This window comes from Pseudomonas sp. HP_12 (assembly GCF_055283955.1).
This window is the reverse complement of the sequence record NZ_JBTOQG010000008.1, coordinates 92,818-107,576: the sequence shown is the minus strand read 5'-3', so window position 1 is coordinate 107,576 and position 14,759 is coordinate 92,818. Positions and strand designations below refer to the sequence as shown.

The window sequence follows — 14,759 nt, the reverse complement described above, 5'->3', positions numbered from 1 at the left end:
CAGGGCGGTCAAGCCGTGAGCTTGTCATCCCGGAAATCCCGCAGCGCCTGTTCGATTTCTTCCCGGCTGTTCATCACGAACGGGCCGTATTGCACGATCGGTTCGCCCAGGGGCTTGCCAGCGATCAGCAGCACGCGGGCACCCGTCTGGGTGCTCAGCTGAATCTCACCGCTTTCCGACAATCGCGCGAGACGGCTCGTACCCAGTTTGTGTGGTTGTCCTGCGATTTCGATTTCGACTTCACCTTCGTACACGTACAGCAGCACGCGATGGCCCTCCGCGACGCGCGGGCTGATGTGGCTGCCGGCGGGCAGGTGGAAATCGAAATACTGTGGCTCGGTGTCCGGACGCTGCACGGCGCCTGGCTGGGACGTCTGGCCGTCGTCGAACTGACCTGCGATCACCACAACGTCGACGCCGTTTTGCGTGGTGATGCGCGGAATGCGCTCGGGTTGAATGTCGTCGTAACCGGCGTCGCCCATCTTCGATTTGGCTGGCAGGTTAAGCCACAGCTGGAAGCCGCGCATGGCGCCTTCTTCCTGCTCGGGCATCTCGCTGTGGATGACCCCGCGCGCAGCGGTCATCCATTGCACACCGCCGCCTTGCAACAGGCCGACGTTGCCCATGTGGTCTTCATGGCGCATGCGGCCTTCGAGCATGTAGGTCACGGTCTCGAATCCGCGATGGGGGTGGGGCGGAAAGCCGGCGATGTACTCGTCGGGGTTCTCGGAGCCGAACTCGTCGAGCATCAGGAACGGGTCGAAGGCTTCGATGCCTGGCCCGCCGAACACACGGGTCAGCTTGACGCCAGCACCGTCCGACGTTGGTTGGCCGGCCTGGATCGACAGCACTTTACGAAATTGAGGCATGGGGCTCACTCCGGCAGAAGGGGAATGGCGCCTATGGTAGGCCTGTTGAGGCGATGGATGGGTGAGGTTTTTGCGGGGGAATGATCGGGTTTGGCGATGGGTCTGGGCGAAGTGTGGGAGCGAGCTTGCTCGCGAATAGGTTTATAGCCGCCAGATCTCCAGCGGCCGTAATAACGTCTTCGTGAGCAAGCTCACTCCCACAAGATCCCTGCCAGCAGTGCCAGCAGTATTCAGATCACGTTACTCGGACACCTGCAGCTTGCGGGCTTCGGTGTACACGTAACGCACTTTCTCGTACTCGAACGGCGAGTCCATCTGACCGTAGCGGAAGCTGGTCGTGTAGCGACGGTCGATGGCGCGCAGCAGGTACAGCTCAGGATGGTCTTCGCTGACCTGAGCGACGTTGAGGAAGTTGATCTGCGACTCAGCGGTGAAGTCGAAGACCAGACCGCCGGTGTCACGCAGGTTCGACGGGCCGAGGATCGGCAGCACCAGGTACGGGCCGGCCGGTACGCCATAGAAACCCAGGGTCTGACCGAAGTCTTCGCTCTGTTTCTTCAGGCCCATCAGGGTCGCCGGGTCCCACAGCCCGGCAATGCCCAGGGTGGTGTTGACGATCAGGCGGCCGGTGGTTTCCATCGAACGCTTGCCCTTGAACTGCAGCAGGCTGTTCAGCAGGTTCGGCACATCGCCCAGGTTGCTGAAGAAGTTGCTGACGCCCGTGCGCACGAAGCTCGGCGTCACGTATTTGTAGCCGTTGACCACCGGCAGGAACACCCACTCATCGAAGCGATAGTTGAAGTGGTAGACCCGGCGGTTCCAGGATTCCAGAGGATCGTAGACATTCAGCGCGTTGAGGGACGAACGCTCGAACTCCTGAGCATCCAGACCCGGGTTGAATTTCAGCGACTTCAACGGCTCGGTGAACCCGTCCGGATTGTCGATCCGCTGGACAGGTGCTGCCTGGGAAACGATCGGCGCGTCGGCCGCGTGGACGGCGCCAGCGCAGAGGAGGGCGGCGATAAGCAATAGACGTTTAGCCACGGAAAAACTCCAGCATGGCGTCGCTGTTGACGCGATAGTTCATGTTGCCGCAGTGACCGCCGTAAGGGTAAACGGTCAGGCGATCGCCAAAAGTCTTGCGCAGGAAACCGAGGTCTCCCGGGCCGAGGATCACGTCATCGGCGTTGTGCATCACGGCGATCTTCTTGCTGCTCGCCAGATAATCCTTCAGCGCGTACAGGCTGACCTGATCAACCAGTTGCAGCAGGCTGCCGCCGTCGGTACGTGCACGCCACATCGGGATAACCTGCTCGGTCACGTAGCAGTCGAAATCGCATTGCAGCGCGCGCTTGAGGAACGGCGTCAGGCTGGTGCCTTCACTGATCGGGGTCTTCGGCGGGGTAATCAGGCCGCGACGGTTGATCAGGTCGGAGGTGAAGGCGATGTCGGCTGCAGAGAACCGGAACGAGGTGCCGATCAGCATGGCCATCTGTTCATTGGACAGGTGCTGCTTGGACTGCTGGAAGTCATACAGCAGCGCATCGTTCAGGTCGATGTAGCCTTTTTCACGGAAGTAACGGGTCAGCTTCTGCAGCACCAGCTCATAGAAGGTGGTGCTGTTGGTGATGCCTTTGACGTCGGTCTGCACCATCTTGTCGAGGTTGGTGATCGACGTGTAGAGGTTCACCGGTGGGTTAATCAGCAGCACTTTCTTGAAGTTGAAGCTGCGGCGGGTTTCGTCGAGTTTGCTGACGAACGCCGCATCCAGTGCGCCTAGGCTGTAACCGGTCAGGTAATACTCGGTGACCTGCAGCTTGGACTGCTGGGCGCGAACGGCCTGCATGACGCGGTACAAGTCTTCGGCGTCTTCCTTGGTCACGCCCGGGGTGGCGAAACGTGAGGCGGCGCTCATGAAGTCGTAGCTGGTCGGCGACGAAAGCTGCACGACGTTGTAGCCGGCGCCGTAGTAGAGCTTCTTCAGGTATTCATTGAGGGTGCTGTTATAAGGCGCGCCGGTGCCGGCGATCAGGAAGATCAACGGCGCAGGGTGGTCTTGTTTGGCGAGGCGGTAACGCAGTTTTTTCACGGCCCAGAAGTTATCCGGCAGTGTGAACTCGCGCTCCGGACGCATGGTGAGGCTGTAATCGTCCTGATCGATGTCGGCGTCTTCAGGCACCTTGGCACGCAAATCCGGTGGGGTCGTGGCGATGGTCGCTTCGAACGGATTGGTCAAGGGGAAGCCATAGCTGGACGGATCGATATCGACCGCCATCACGGACGCACTCAAAAACAGGCCGCCTGATAAGGCGGCGAGGCGCAGAAAACGAAGCATGACTGAATCCCTTGGGAATGATGTGCTGTTGAAATACGCAGGCTATGACACGGGTGTAGTGCCAAAGTGCCGTGACGGCAAGTGACTCTCGCATGACCCTCCGCGACGATACAGGTTATGGCACTTCTGGCCTGTCTGCTCGTGCTTTTTATCGGCCGTATGGTTTTGCCCGGGCGGCTGCGGCTATGCTGCGCGCCGTTGGTTCTTTTCTGGAGTGTGTCGTGTCCCGTCGTCTGCCGTTGGTGGTGCTGTTTTTCGTTCTGGCGCTGTGGCTCGCCGTCAGTTACGGCTTGCGTTACGGCCTGATGGAAGACGTGCAATGGGTAGGAATCTGCGCGGACGAGGCGACGAAATGGCAGTGCCAGTTGCGCTCGAACCTGGGGCTGTGGATTCACTTCGGCGTGTTCGGATGGGGCGCGCTGATCACATCGCTGATCGCGTTCTTTATTCCGCGTCAGGTTGGTCGAGCGCTTGCAGTGGTCGGCTTGCTGCTGGGGATATTGGCGCTGGTGCTGTACACGGCCAGTCTGGCGGTGTTCGCGGTGGTGATTGCCGGATTGCGCCTGGTGCGTCATCAACGGGCCTGACTTCACAACGGGCCCGGCTTCAAACGCCAAACGCCAAACGCCGGACAGCATAAAGGGGAGCCGAGGCTCCCCTTTAAATCGTTGCACGTGCTCTTTCTTATTGTTGTAGGGCGGTCTGTTGTTGTTATTGGCAACCGGTCCCTCTACAGCGTCTTTCGGTGATCCCCATACGGGATACAAGAGCAAACGTATTTTTTTGAGCGCTGACCTGCTTTGATCCTCTTCTGCGAGAGGTGATCCAACCCGTTCTGGCCGCTACCTGAGGGTAGTTTTATTATTCTCGGTCGGGCTGCGAGGCCTAAGCCTCGGTAAAGCGTTTCTACTCCAAAAAAATCTGTTGGCTGCGTCTCTGTGCCGTTGTTCTTGTTATGTCAGAGCCGATTCATCTTATTTTTATTGGGTTTTCACATTTTGTTCTTGTTATGCAGGAGATATAGCAGGGTGCGTGCCAACTTTTGTAAACCCTTGTGAATCAATGGTTTGCGAAATCCGATCGTTTGGCATCCCTGCCGTGTAACGGAATTCTGTTTCCGTGTTACCCGCCTGCGGGCTTTTCAGTCCTTCGGCGGTAACACAATGTATCCGTCGCCCTGCACACTCGGTTACACAGCGTCGGCCATCGCCTGCGCATTGCTCGTTGCGTTCACCCGAGCGCTGATCTGCACGCTGCGCCACAGTGCCAGCGCCATCAACACACTCACCACCGCCCACGCCCACGCCTGGGGATTGCTCAAGCCCTCGCGAAACAGTTGCGGCACGATGCCCGCGCCGACGATGAACATCAGCAGGCCGATCTCCCGACGTGGTGCCGCCACCGGGCGGATCAGGTAGACCAGGGCGGGCACCCACAGCGTCGCGGTCGCGAAACTGCGGTAGCGCGGATCAAACACCATCGCCAGCATCATCACCGCCGCCGCGAACCCGCTGGCGTACAACCACCATCCGCCATGAGCGTCCAGCCAGGCAAACGCACGCTCGCGCCACCCTGCGCGGGCCGACAACGCCAGCGCCGCATGGGCGAGCACCAGCAGATTCAGCGCCACCAGCGCCACTGCCCACAAGTATTCGCCGGCAAAGCGGCTGGTCACCCGGGCCAGTTCACCCCAGGTGCCGATGCAGCACCCGGCGAACGCCGCCAGCAACGGAAGCATCAGCGCGCTGCGTGCATGACTGACCCGACCCGCCCACGCCAGGGCCAGCAAGGCAATCGCGCCACTGACCGTCAACCAGAATGGCCACAACGGCAGGTTCGACACCGGTCCGGCCAGCACGCCTTTGTCCTGGCGATCTGCATCGAACAGCCCCCAGTAACCGCCCACTGCGCCTTCGGACTGGCGCTTCCACGGCTGGTCGAACGCCTCGATCAGGTTGTAGTGCCAGCCGTGTTGCTCGGCCATCGCGACGAAACTGCGAATGAATTTGGCCTCGTTGACCCGGCTGGGCAGCGCGGTTTCACGCTGGCGGCCTTCGCTGGGCCAGCCGGTTTCGCCGATGAGAATGTCCTTGGGTGCGAATTGCTTGCCGAACGTTTCACGGATCTGCGCGACGTGGGCCAGGGCCTCGTCGATGCCGGTGGGATCATCCTCCCAGTACGGCAGCAGATGGATCGTCAGGAAATCTACGGCAGGCGCGACTTCCGGGTATTGCAGCCAGTATTCCCAGACATCTGCATAGGTGACCGGCTGCTTGACCTGCGCTTTCACCTGACGAATCAGCGTGGCCAGTTGAGCGCCGGTGACTTCCTTGCGCAACAGGCTCTCGTTACCGACGATCACCGCGGTCACCACATCCGGGTGGGTGTTTGCCGCCGTCACCAGCGCCTTGATTTCCTTGGCCGTGTCGACCGGATTGCCGTTGACCCAGGCGCCGAGCATCAGCTTGAGGCCGTACTTGCGGGCGATGTCGGGCAGCGCCTCCATGCCGGTCATTGAATAGGTGCGTACGCAATCGAAGCGCGTCGCGAGGAGCGCCAGGTCAGCGTCCATCCGCGCGGGGCGCAGGGTGAAGGGCTGGTCGAACGGGGACTGGTCCTTGTCGAACGGCGTGTAGGACGCGCATTGCAGTTTGTGGGTCGGCGTGGCGGCGTCCGGCAGAATCACCGGCTTGCCCAGCCAGTACCAGTAGCCGCACAGGCCAAGCAGGGCAATCACACAGGAGAACAGATAAAGGAGGACGACAGGCGAGCGGGACGGTGCGGACATGATGGGGCCGAAGTGAGGCGAAGGGCGGCATATTAGCAAGATGACGCGGCTACACACCTCATCCTGTCAGCGCTTTTGTAAACCATGCAATTTCCGGACGAGCCGCTAGCCTCTTTACGACCTGTCTGTCGTTGATGGCGCGGTGATGTCGTTTACCGGGTGGCTGGGTGTCGCTGGCAGGAAAGGCACAAGGTGTGTGGGGGTTGATGATCAATCGTCCACGCAGCGATTGCGTCTGCGCAGGCACGTGGTGGAAGCGTGAAACGCGTGGCTTGCCCCGAACCAGGGCGCGAGTGCGACGTTATAAGAACGTTAACGATACCCGACCGCTGTCGGGTTCTGGACTACCGGGGAAGTGAAAATGACGATGCGAAAAATCCTGGGTGTCGGTGCCGCGCTGGCACTGGCCATCAGTTCCACGCTGGCCCATGCCGATGCCAAGCCCGAGCTGAGCATCGGTTACGTCGATGGCTGGTCCGACAGTGTTGCAACCACCAACGTGGCTGCCGAGGTGATCAAGCAGAAACTGGGTTATCCGGTGAAGCTGCAGGCCGTTGCGGCCGGGATCATGTGGCAGGGCGTCGCGACCGGCAAACTGGACATGATGCTGTCTGCCACGGCGAGTACTGGACCAAGAACAAGGACAAGGTCACCGACTACGGGCCTAACTTCAAGGACGCGAAAATCGGCCTGATCGTGCCTGAGTACGTGAAAGCCAACTCGGTGGCGGACCTCAAGACCGACGAATCCTTCAAGAAGAAAATCGTCGGCATCGACGCCGGTTCAGGCGTGATGATCAAGACTGATCAAGCGATCAAGGATTATGGCCTCGACGGTTACAAGCTGCAGGCCAGTTCCGGCGCCGGCATGATTGCCGAGCTGACCCGTGCCGAAAACAAGAAGGAATCTATCGCGGTGACCGGCTGGGTGCCGCACTGGATGTTCGCGAAGTGGAAACTGAAGTTCCTGGAAGACCCAAAGGGTGTTTACGGTGCGGCTGAAACCGTCGACAACATCGGCAGCCTGGATCTGGCGAAGAAGGCCCCGGACGTGGCGGATTTCCTGAAGAAATTCCAGTGGACCAGCAAGGATGAAATCGGCGAAGTCATGCTCGCCATCCAGGACGGCGCCAAGCCCGAAGCGGCGGCCAAGGACTGGGTCGCCAAGCACCCGGATCGCGTCAAGGAGTGGACCGGTAAGTAATCGGTCACAAAGATTTAACGTCTTACCGAACCGCCTGGCGAGCCATCGCCAGGCGGTTTTTTATTGCCGCAACCTTAAGTTGCGATCTGCCTCGGGCGAATGAGGCAATTCTTCGAACATCAACTAATGTCGTTCTAATACTAAGGTCGTCTGGAGTGCATCGCGGAGCGGACTAAAGTGCAAACCGTGACATCCATCTGTGCTGCGAGGACAAAAACAATGAACGACAGCATTTACCTCTCGATTCAGAACAGCCCGCGCTTCAAGGAGCTGGTCTCGAAAAGGGAACGATTCGCCTGGATTCTCTCGGCAATCATGCTTGGGCTCTATGCCGCATTCATCCTTCTGATTGCGTATGGGCCTCAGATTCTTGGCGCTAAACTCAGCGCCACATCAACCATCACCTGGGGTATGCCGATCGGCGTCGGGCTGATTGTGTCCGCGTTCGTTCTGACCGCCATCTATGTTCGCCGCGCAAACGGTGAATTCGATGACCTGAACAACGCCATCCTGAAGGAGGCGCAGCAATGATCCGGCGCCTGCTTGCGGCCTTTGGCCTTGCCGCTTTCGCGCCGACACTCTGGGCAGCCGAAGCGCTGACCGGTGCGGTGCAGAAGCAACCGTTGAACGTGTCGGCGATCATCATGTTTGTGGTCTTCGTCGGGTTCACCCTCTACATCACTTACTGGGCGTCGAAAAAGAACAAGACAGCGTCGGACTATTACTCGGCAGGCGGCAAGATCACCGGTTTCCAGAACGGTCTGGCCATTGCCGGTGACTACATGTCGGCGGCGTCATTCCTGGGGATTTCCGCGCTGGTCTACACCTCCGGCTACGACGGTCTGATCTACTCCATCGGCTTCCTCGTCGGCTGGCCGATCATCCTGTTCCTGATCGCCGAACGCCTGCGTAACCTGGGCAAGTACACCTTCGCTGACGTGGCGTCCTACCGCCTGAAGCAGAAGGAAATCCGTACCTTGTCTGCCTGCGGTTCGCTGGTGGTTGTGGCGTTCTACCTGATCGCGCAGATGGTCGGCGCTGGCAAGCTGATCCAGCTGCTGTTCGGTCTGGACTACGCGGTGGCGGTGGTGCTCGTCGGTATCCTGATGTGCCTGTACGTACTGTTCGGCGGCATGCTGGCGACCACGTGGGTACAGATCATCAAGGCGGTGATGCTGCTCTCCGGTGCGTCGTTCATGGCACTGATGGTGATGAAGTACGTCAACTTCGACTTCAATGTGCTGTTCTCCGAAGCCGTGAAGGTTCACCCGAAAGGTGAGGCGATCATGAGCCCGGGCGGTCTGGTTAAAGATCCGATCTCGGCGTTTTCGCTGGGTCTGGCGCTGATGTTCGGCACCGCGGGCCTGCCACACATTCTGATGCGCTTTTTCACTGTGAGTGATGCGAAGGAAGCCCGTAAGTCGGTGCTCTACGCGACCGGTTTCATCGGCTACTTCTACATCCTGACCTTCATTATCGGCTTTGGCGCGATCCTCTTGGTCAGCACCAATCCGGCGTTCAAGGACGCGGCGGGCGCGTTGCTCGGCGGTAATAACATGGCAGCGGTTCACCTGGCCGATGCGGTCGGTGGCAGTCTGTTCCTGGGCTTTATCTCGGCGGTGGCGTTCGCGACCATCCTGGCGGTGGTGGCGGGTCTGACATTGGCCGGTGCATCGGCGGTGTCCCACGACTTGTATGCCAGTGTGATCAAGGCGGGCAAGGCCAACGAGAAAGACGAGATCCGTGTATCGAAGTACACCACGGTGGCGTTGGCGGTCGTGGCGATTCTGTTGGGTATCGCGTTCGAGAGTCAGAACATCGCGTTCATGGTGGGCCTGGCGTTCTCGATTGCGGCGAGCTGTAACTTCCCGGTGTTGTTGCTTTCGATGTACTGGAAAAATCTGACGACGCGTGGCGCGATGATCGGCGGCTGGATGGGGTTGATCAGTGCGGTGGTGTTGATGATTCTGGGCCCAACGATTTGGGTGCAGATTCTGCATCATGAGAAGGCGATTTTCCCGTACGAGTATCCGGCGTTGTTTTCGATTGCGATTGCGTTTGTCGGGATCTGGTTCTTCTCGATTACGGATAAGTCGAAGGCGGCGGAGGGTGAGCGTGCGCTGTTCTTCCCGCAGTTTGTGCGTTCGCAGACGGGCCTGGGGGCCAGTGGTGCGGTGTCGCATTGATTTGATGTAGTGCTTTGCGAAAACGCCCCGGTCTTCGGGGCGTTTTTGTTTTATGAGCGCTTAAGATCAAGAGCGTCGGCCTAACGGCTCGACTGTTTCGCCTTCGGCGAGTTACTTGATAAAGCCCCAAGTAACCAAGGGCTTGTGCTCCTGGTTGGGCCCTTCCTTCGTCAGGGTTCCTTCACTCCGGTCTCGCTCCGTGGGCCCGCGCCGAACGGACATCCATGTCCGCAACGGCGCTCTCGCCGCATCCATGCGGCTCGGCCCACTCCGCGAGACCTCCGCTCAGCCTGCACCCAAGTCGCGATTGGTGTCGTCTGAACTCTCTGCGTATGAAGATCAACGGCAACGGTAACGGCAACGGCTTCCCGGCTGAAGCCGGTCCCACAGGTGCACGCGGTGTTCTTTTTAGTGGGACCGGCTTTAGCCGGGAAGGGGGGCAGTTCAGACGCTGAAAATGCCTAGGGGGACTGATTTATTTACAGCGCTTCACCGTAAATGAATCTGTCCCCGGATTATGGTCATCCCGCTCAAACGGGACGGTGCAGGCGCGGTTGAATCTGAGGCAGATGTCATTTTTGCGTTCGGCGCTTAAAAAGATTGAACCGCTTTCAAGCCGCTTCGCCTAATGATCAGCGTGTGGAGATTCCCACAGGCCTTGTGCTAATACCGGCACTCTTTGAGAGGTGGTTAACGTGGCTAAAGACGACAAGAAAACCAAAGGTGAAGCTTCGAAGGCCAGCAAGGATTTGAAGGACAAAAAGTCCTCTCCGGAAAAGAAATCAGCGGCAGCCTCGGCGCTTTCGAAGTCTTCCGACAAGAAAGACGCGAAGAAAGACACCAAGAAAGCGGCTGAGCCAAAAAAAGCTGCAAAGAAAGCGGATAGCAAGCCAGAGAAGGCCAAGAAATCCGATAAGGCAGAAAAAGCCGACAAGCCTGCAAAAAAGAAAAAGTGATAACTGCACTCCGCTAGGGCTTTACGCCCTAGCTTCTTTAGAACGTCCTGTTCGATTGTTGTAAATCCTTATTTCCGCCAATTTCCCCAACGCTCAGTCGCAGCCGCCAACGGGTGAGCGCACGTTTAAAATTCACGGTGTTCATGCCGGCCCCTTCCCGGCTAAAGCCGGTCCCACTAAAAAGCACCGCGTACACCTCTTATCCCGCGTATCCCGCGTACACCCCGTAGGACCGGCTTCAGCCGGGAAGCTCTTGATCTGCTTTAAAGCGCTTTTGATCTTCCTACACAAAAGGCTCAAACACCGCCATTCGCGACTTTGGTGCAGGCTGAACGCAGGTCTCGTGGAGTGGGCCGAGCCGCATGGATGCGGCGAGAGCGCCGTCAGGGCATGGATGCCCGTTCGGCGCGGGCCCACGGAGCGAGACCGGAGTGAAGGAACCCGACGAAGTCGGGCCTAACCGAGAGCAGGCACTTTTGCTTACTTTTGGTGCTTTTCAAAAGTAAGTCGCCGAAGGCGAAACAGTTCTGCACCAGCAGAACCACTCCCATAAGCCCATAAAAAAACCGCGCCTAAGCGCGGTTCTTTTTGATGCCAGCCTTAGCAGTTAAATCCTGCCCAGCAACACCAATATCAGCAGGATCACCAGGATCGTACCGATGATGCCCGACGGACCGTAGCCCCAGCTCCGGGAGTGTGGAAATACCGGAAGTCCACCGACCAACAGCAGGATAAGGATGATGATCAGAATTGTGCCGATGCCCATGACGAGTTCCTTCTAGTGTTCTTGGAAGATGGCTGTGCAGTTCAAGAGGTCGCCACGACGGCTAATCATTGTGCTGCTTGATTGATCCGACTGTCGGACCAATCAAAAGGTTCTCAGCTGCCGGAATAAAAAATAACATCTTCAGGAAAGGCCAGGAAAATCATAGGCCTGTGTCTTTAACAAAAGAATTTTCCGTATTCAAATGCTGATTGGAAAAGCGCAAAAAGTACTTCGCCTAGTGTGGAACCAAGCGGTAACTAACCGGTCACCAAGTTCGATGTAAGGCGCTTCCCATTAATCATCTCCCTGCCTAAATACATCCAAAAGAGTGCCCACCCATTCAAACCATCGGTTTGCCTCCCATATTCAGCGATCTGATGAAGGGTTTGTCGGACAATCTGTCTGTTTACACTCTAGTGACTTCTTAATAACCGACAAGGCGTCTGCTATGCACAATCGCATCATGATCACCGGCGCAGGGTCCGGGCTGGGACGCGAGATCGCGCTGCGCTGGGCGCGCGAGGGCTGGCAGCTGGCGCTGTCGGACGTCAGTGACAGCGGCCTTCAGGAAACCCTGCGCCTGGTGCGCGAAGCGGGAGGCGACGGTTTTGTTCAGCGCTGTGACGTTCGGGACTACAGCCAGCTCACCGCATTCGCTCAGGCCTGCGAACAGAAATTCGGCGGCATCGATGTGATCGTCAACAATGCCGGCGTTGCTTCAGGCGGGTTCTTTGGCGAACTGTCCCTCGAGGATTGGGACTGGCAGATCGCGATCAACCTGATGGGCGTCGTCAAAGGCTGCAAGGCGTTTTTGCCGCTGCTGGAACAGAGCAAGGGCAAGATCATCAACATCGCCTCGATGGCCGCGTTGATGCAGGGCCCGGCGATGAGCAACTACAACGTCGCCAAGGCGGGCGTCGTTGCGCTGTCGGAGAGCCTGCTGATCGAGCTGCGCCAGCAGGAAATCGGCGTGCATGTGGTGTGTCCGTCGTTCTTCCAGACCAACTTGCTGGATTCCTTTCGTGGCCCCACGCCGGCGATGAAAGCCCAGGTCGGCAAGCTGCTGGAAAGCTCGCCCATCAGCGCAAAGGACATCGCCGATTACATCTACCAGCAGGTCGCCAGCGGCGAATTCATGATCCTGCCCCATGAACAAGGGCGAATGGCCTGGCAGCTCAAGCAGAAAAATCCCCAGTTGCTGTACGACGAGATGGCCAACATGGCGGAGAAGATGCGCGCCAAGGCGAAGTCCGGGAGCTGAGTCAATCGTTCGCCACGGGTCTTTTCTGATAGGGTTGCCGGCACTTTCCGGCTGACCTGTACGAGGCTCATCGTGCTCAATTACCTGTGGTTCTTCCTCGCTGCGCTATTCGAGATCGCCGGGTGTTATGCCTTCTGGATGTGGCTGCGCCAAGGCAAGAGCGCACTGTGGGTGATTCCCGCGTTGATCAGCCTGACGCTGTTCGCCGTGCTGTTGACCCGGGTCGAAGCCACTTACGCCGGGCGCGCCTACGCGGCGTACGGCGGCATTTACATCATCGCTTCCATTGCCTGGCTGGGCGTTATCGAACGTGTTCGCCCGTTGACGTCGGACTGGATCGGCGTCGGCCTCTGCATCGTCGGCGCCACCATCATTCTGTTCGGCCCGCGCTGGTCTGCCGCCTGATTTTCCGTGCTTGAGGGCCAAACTGACGTCTGCCGGACCTTTCTCTGACGTGCAGGCCGGAAATGCCCGGGCGCGTAGGAAGCGTCTGTCAGCCATGGTCTTGAAGGGTTGAAGGGCGTTACTGATTTTGCTCTGGCGCATTGAAGCGCCGGGACCTGAGCGTCAACCTGCTTCCTCGGTTACAGCCAAGGAGCAGGACGTATGCTGGTATTGACGCGAGAAATCGGCGACACCTTCAACATTGGCGATGACATCACCCTGAGGGTGCTGGGCATCTCCGGCAATGAAGTGCGCCTGGGAATTGATGCACCGCAAAGCGTCAGAATTCATCGGGCAGAAGTTATTCGACGAATCGCCTCACGACTGCAGAACCTGGCCAACCGGGGGCCGGGGAGGTAAGTCCACCTTAGCCGCCATCCAGACCCGGTTGTGGGCGCAGGGGCCTATTCCTCGAAATATTCCTTGGGCACTTCGTGTTTGAGCATCAGCTGACATTGCTGGCTGTCCATGTCGAAGAAAATCACCGCCTGACCCTTGCTCAACGCATGGCGTACCCGCAACACGCGGGTTTCAAGGGGGGTGTCGTCGCCATTGTCAGTGCCATCGCGGGTCACGAAGTCCTCGATCAGGCGCGTCAGGGTGTCGGCTTCGAGTTGGTCGTAAGGAATCAGCATAGATTTCTCGGCAATCACAAAAAGTACACGGGGCGGCGATGCTATCGCGCCCCGTGCGGGCAGGCTACCGCTGCCCCACCAACGTATCCACCGATGGCACGCGCGTGTCGCTTTCCATCTGCGCGTCGTGCTCCAGCTGATGGCTGAAATTCTCCAGCGACGCGTTGGACGGATGCGCATCGCTGGCGAATACCGGCGGGCTCATGATGTAGGCTGTGAGCAGACGGCTCAGCGTGCTCAGGCTGTCGATGTGCGTGCGTTCATAGCCATGGGTCGCATCGCAGCCGAACGCCAGCAGGGCCGTGCGCGTGTCATAACCGGCAGTGATCGCCGAATGCGCGTCGCTGTAGTAATAGCGGAACAGGTCGCGGCGCACGGACAAGTCGTTTTGCACACCCAGGTGCAGCAGGTGCCGCGACAGATGATAGTCATAGGGACCGCCGGAATCCTGCATCGCCACGCTGACCGCGTGTTCGCTTGAATGCTGGCCGGGCGCAACGGGCGCGATGTCGATACCGACGAACTCGCTCACGTCCCACGGCAGGCTGCCTGCAGCACCGCTGCCGGTTTCTTCGGTAATGGTGAACAGCGGGTGGCAATCGATCAGGGGCTCGACGCCGCTGTCGACGATGGCTTTGAGCGCGGCGAGCAGGGCGGCCACGCCAGCTTTGTCGTCCAGATGGCGAGCGCTGATGTGGCCGCTGTCGGTGAACTCGGGCAACGGGTCGAACGCCACGAAATCGCCGATGTTGATACCCACCGATTCGCAGTCCGCGCGGGTGGCGCTGTAGGCGTCCAGGCGCACTTCAACGTGGTCCCAACTGATGGGCATGGTGTCGACGGCGGTATTGAACGCATGCCCCGACGCCATCAATGGCAGCACGCTGCCCCGGATCACGCCGGTGTCGGTGAACACGCTGACGCGGCTGCCTTCGGCAAAGCGACTGGACCAGCAGCCGACCGGGGCCAGGCCCAGTCGGCCGTTGTCTTTGACTTCACGAACACTGGCACCGATGGTGTCCAGGTGCGCGGAAACGGCACGATCGGGGCTGTTCTGTTTGCCTTTCAACGTGGCGCGGATGGTGCCGCGACGGGTCAGTTCGAACGGAATGCCCAGTTCTTCAAGCCGCTCGGCGACGTAGCGCACGATGGTGTCGGTAAAACCGGTGGGGCTCGGGATCGCGAGCATTTCCAGCAGGACTTTCTGCAGGTAGTTCAGATCCGGTTCAAGGATGTTTGCAGTCGTCATAGGGACCTCAATGTGTGGCGCAGATTAAGCTGAGAGCGGACTCGCTCGCGGGACGGGTCTGGTGTCG

Annotated in this window: 14 protein-coding genes and 1 pseudogene; 8 read left to right on the top strand and 7 right to left on the bottom strand. The window is 58.9% G+C overall.

Going from position 1 to position 14,759, the window contains the following annotated elements; all coding sequences use genetic code 11:
• Positions 1-8: 8 nt before the first annotated feature.
• The 3 genes from ACYASU_RS08145 to ACYASU_RS08135 all read right to left on the bottom strand — a co-directional run bounded on the left by ACYASU_RS08145 (position 9) and on the right by ACYASU_RS08135 (position 3,204).
• A complete protein-coding gene (locus tag ACYASU_RS08145; protein ID WP_463582484.1) occupies positions 9-869 on the bottom strand; it encodes a pirin family protein in 861 nt (286 codons plus the stop codon).
• 240 nt (positions 870-1,109) lie between these two features.
• The gene (locus ACYASU_RS08140) at positions 1,110-1,913 is read right to left on the bottom strand and encodes an MlaA family lipoprotein (RefSeq protein ID WP_192170954.1); all 804 of its coding nucleotides are present in this window, start codon (positions 1,911-1,913) and stop codon (positions 1,110-1,112) included.
• Positions 1,906-3,204, bottom strand: coding sequence for a serine/threonine protein kinase (locus tag ACYASU_RS08135; RefSeq protein WP_065986875.1), 1,299 nt, complete (start codon positions 3,202-3,204; stop codon positions 1,906-1,908). Before ACYASU_RS08135 ends, ACYASU_RS08140 begins: the two co-directional genes overlap by 8 nt.
• 221 nt (positions 3,205-3,425) lie before the next feature.
• Between ACYASU_RS08135 and ACYASU_RS08130 the strand changes: the two genes are divergently transcribed.
• Positions 3,426-3,791, top strand: coding sequence for a hypothetical protein (locus ACYASU_RS08130; protein ID WP_463582483.1), 366 nt, complete (start codon positions 3,426-3,428; stop codon positions 3,789-3,791).
• A 602-nt stretch (positions 3,792-4,393) separates the two neighbouring features.
• Here the strand turns inward: ACYASU_RS08130 and ACYASU_RS08125 are convergent.
• The gene (locus ACYASU_RS08125) at positions 4,394-5,992 is read right to left on the bottom strand and encodes a glycoside hydrolase family 17 protein (RefSeq protein WP_463582482.1); all 1,599 of its coding nucleotides are present in this window, start codon (positions 5,990-5,992) and stop codon (positions 4,394-4,396) included.
• Positions 5,993-6,353: 361 nt separating this feature from the next.
• Here ACYASU_RS08125 and ACYASU_RS08120 point away from each other — a divergent pair.
• From ACYASU_RS08120 to ACYASU_RS08105, 4 genes and pseudogenes are all read left to right on the top strand, one after another.
• Positions 6,354-7,195, top strand: a pseudogene (locus ACYASU_RS08120) (glycine betaine ABC transporter substrate-binding protein).
• Between the two features lie 219 nt (positions 7,196-7,414).
• Positions 7,415-7,726, top strand: coding sequence for a DUF485 domain-containing protein (locus ACYASU_RS08115; protein ID WP_108122019.1), 312 nt, complete (start codon positions 7,415-7,417; stop codon positions 7,724-7,726).
• A complete protein-coding gene (locus tag ACYASU_RS08110; protein ID WP_463582481.1) occupies positions 7,723-9,381 on the top strand; it encodes a cation acetate symporter in 1,659 nt (552 codons plus the stop codon). Before ACYASU_RS08115 ends, ACYASU_RS08110 begins: the two co-directional genes overlap by 4 nt.
• A gap of 686 nt (positions 9,382-10,067) precedes the next feature.
• A complete protein-coding gene (locus ACYASU_RS08105; RefSeq protein ID WP_282366282.1) occupies positions 10,068-10,337 on the top strand; it encodes a hypothetical protein in 270 nt (89 codons plus the stop codon).
• A gap of 607 nt (positions 10,338-10,944) precedes the next feature.
• Here the strand turns inward: ACYASU_RS08105 and ACYASU_RS08100 are convergent.
• Complete coding sequence (locus ACYASU_RS08100; RefSeq protein WP_020290439.1) at positions 10,945-11,103, bottom strand: DUF3309 family protein; 159 nt, start codon at positions 11,101-11,103, stop codon at positions 10,945-10,947.
• Positions 11,104-11,551: 448 nt separating this feature from the next.
• Between ACYASU_RS08100 and ACYASU_RS08095 the strand changes: the two genes are divergently transcribed.
• From ACYASU_RS08095 to csrA, 3 genes are all read left to right on the top strand, one after another.
• Complete coding sequence (locus tag ACYASU_RS08095; RefSeq protein WP_463582480.1) at positions 11,552-12,364, top strand: SDR family oxidoreductase; 813 nt, start codon at positions 11,552-11,554, stop codon at positions 12,362-12,364.
• 72 nt (positions 12,365-12,436) lie between these two features.
• Entirely contained in the window at positions 12,437-12,769 is a 333-nt protein-coding gene (locus ACYASU_RS08090; RefSeq protein ID WP_463582479.1) for a YnfA family protein, read from the top strand.
• Positions 12,770-12,970: 201 nt separating this feature from the next.
• Positions 12,971-13,168 carry a carbon storage regulator CsrA gene (gene csrA, locus ACYASU_RS08085; RefSeq protein ID WP_192170962.1) on the top strand — a complete coding sequence of 66 codons (198 nt, stop codon included), beginning with the start codon at positions 12,971-12,973 and terminating at the stop codon, positions 13,166-13,168.
• 44 nt (positions 13,169-13,212) lie between these two features.
• On the opposite strand, the gene ACYASU_RS08080 is transcribed toward csrA, so the two are convergent.
• Both ACYASU_RS08080 and ACYASU_RS08075 read right to left on the bottom strand, forming a co-directional pair.
• Entirely contained in the window at positions 13,213-13,443 is a 231-nt protein-coding gene (locus ACYASU_RS08080; protein WP_065986890.1) for a YheU family protein, read from the bottom strand.
• Between the two features lie 64 nt (positions 13,444-13,507).
• Positions 13,508-14,692: an osmoprotectant NAGGN system M42 family peptidase gene (locus tag ACYASU_RS08075; RefSeq protein ID WP_192170963.1), complete on the bottom strand. Its 1,185-nt coding sequence runs from the start codon at positions 14,690-14,692 to the stop codon at positions 13,508-13,510.
• Between the last annotated feature and the right edge of the window lie 67 nt (positions 14,693-14,759).

Bases quoted from the DNA above. Each gene is read 5' to 3' on its own strand.
- ACYASU_RS08145 (WP_463582484.1), bottom strand. From the start codon at position 869: ATGCCTCAATTTCGTAAAGTGCTGTCGATCCAGGCCGGCCAACCAACG.
- ACYASU_RS08135 (WP_065986875.1), bottom strand. From the start codon at position 3,204: ATGCTTCGTTTTCTGCGCCTCGCCGCCTTATCAGGCGGCCTGTTTTTG.
- ACYASU_RS08125 (WP_463582482.1), bottom strand. From the start codon at position 5,992: ATGTCCGCACCGTCCCGCTCGCCTGTCGTCCTCCTTTATCTGTTCTCC.
- ACYASU_RS08115 (WP_108122019.1), top strand. From the start codon at position 7,415: ATGAACGACAGCATTTACCTCTCGATTCAGAACAGCCCGCGCTTCAAG.
- ACYASU_RS08110 (WP_463582481.1), top strand. From the start codon at position 7,723: ATGATCCGGCGCCTGCTTGCGGCCTTTGGCCTTGCCGCTTTCGCGCCG.
- ACYASU_RS08100 (WP_020290439.1), bottom strand. From the start codon at position 11,103: ATGGGCATCGGCACAATTCTGATCATCATCCTTATCCTGCTGTTGGTC.
- ACYASU_RS08095 (WP_463582480.1), top strand. From the start codon at position 11,552: ATGCACAATCGCATCATGATCACCGGCGCAGGGTCCGGGCTGGGACGC.
- csrA (WP_192170962.1), top strand. From the start codon at position 12,971: ATGCTGGTATTGACGCGAGAAATCGGCGACACCTTCAACATTGGCGAT.
- ACYASU_RS08080 (WP_065986890.1), bottom strand. From the start codon at position 13,443: ATGCTGATTCCTTACGACCAACTCGAAGCCGACACCCTGACGCGCCTG.
- ACYASU_RS08075 (WP_192170963.1), bottom strand. From the start codon at position 14,692: ATGACGACTGCAAACATCCTTGAACCGGATCTGAACTACCTGCAGAAA.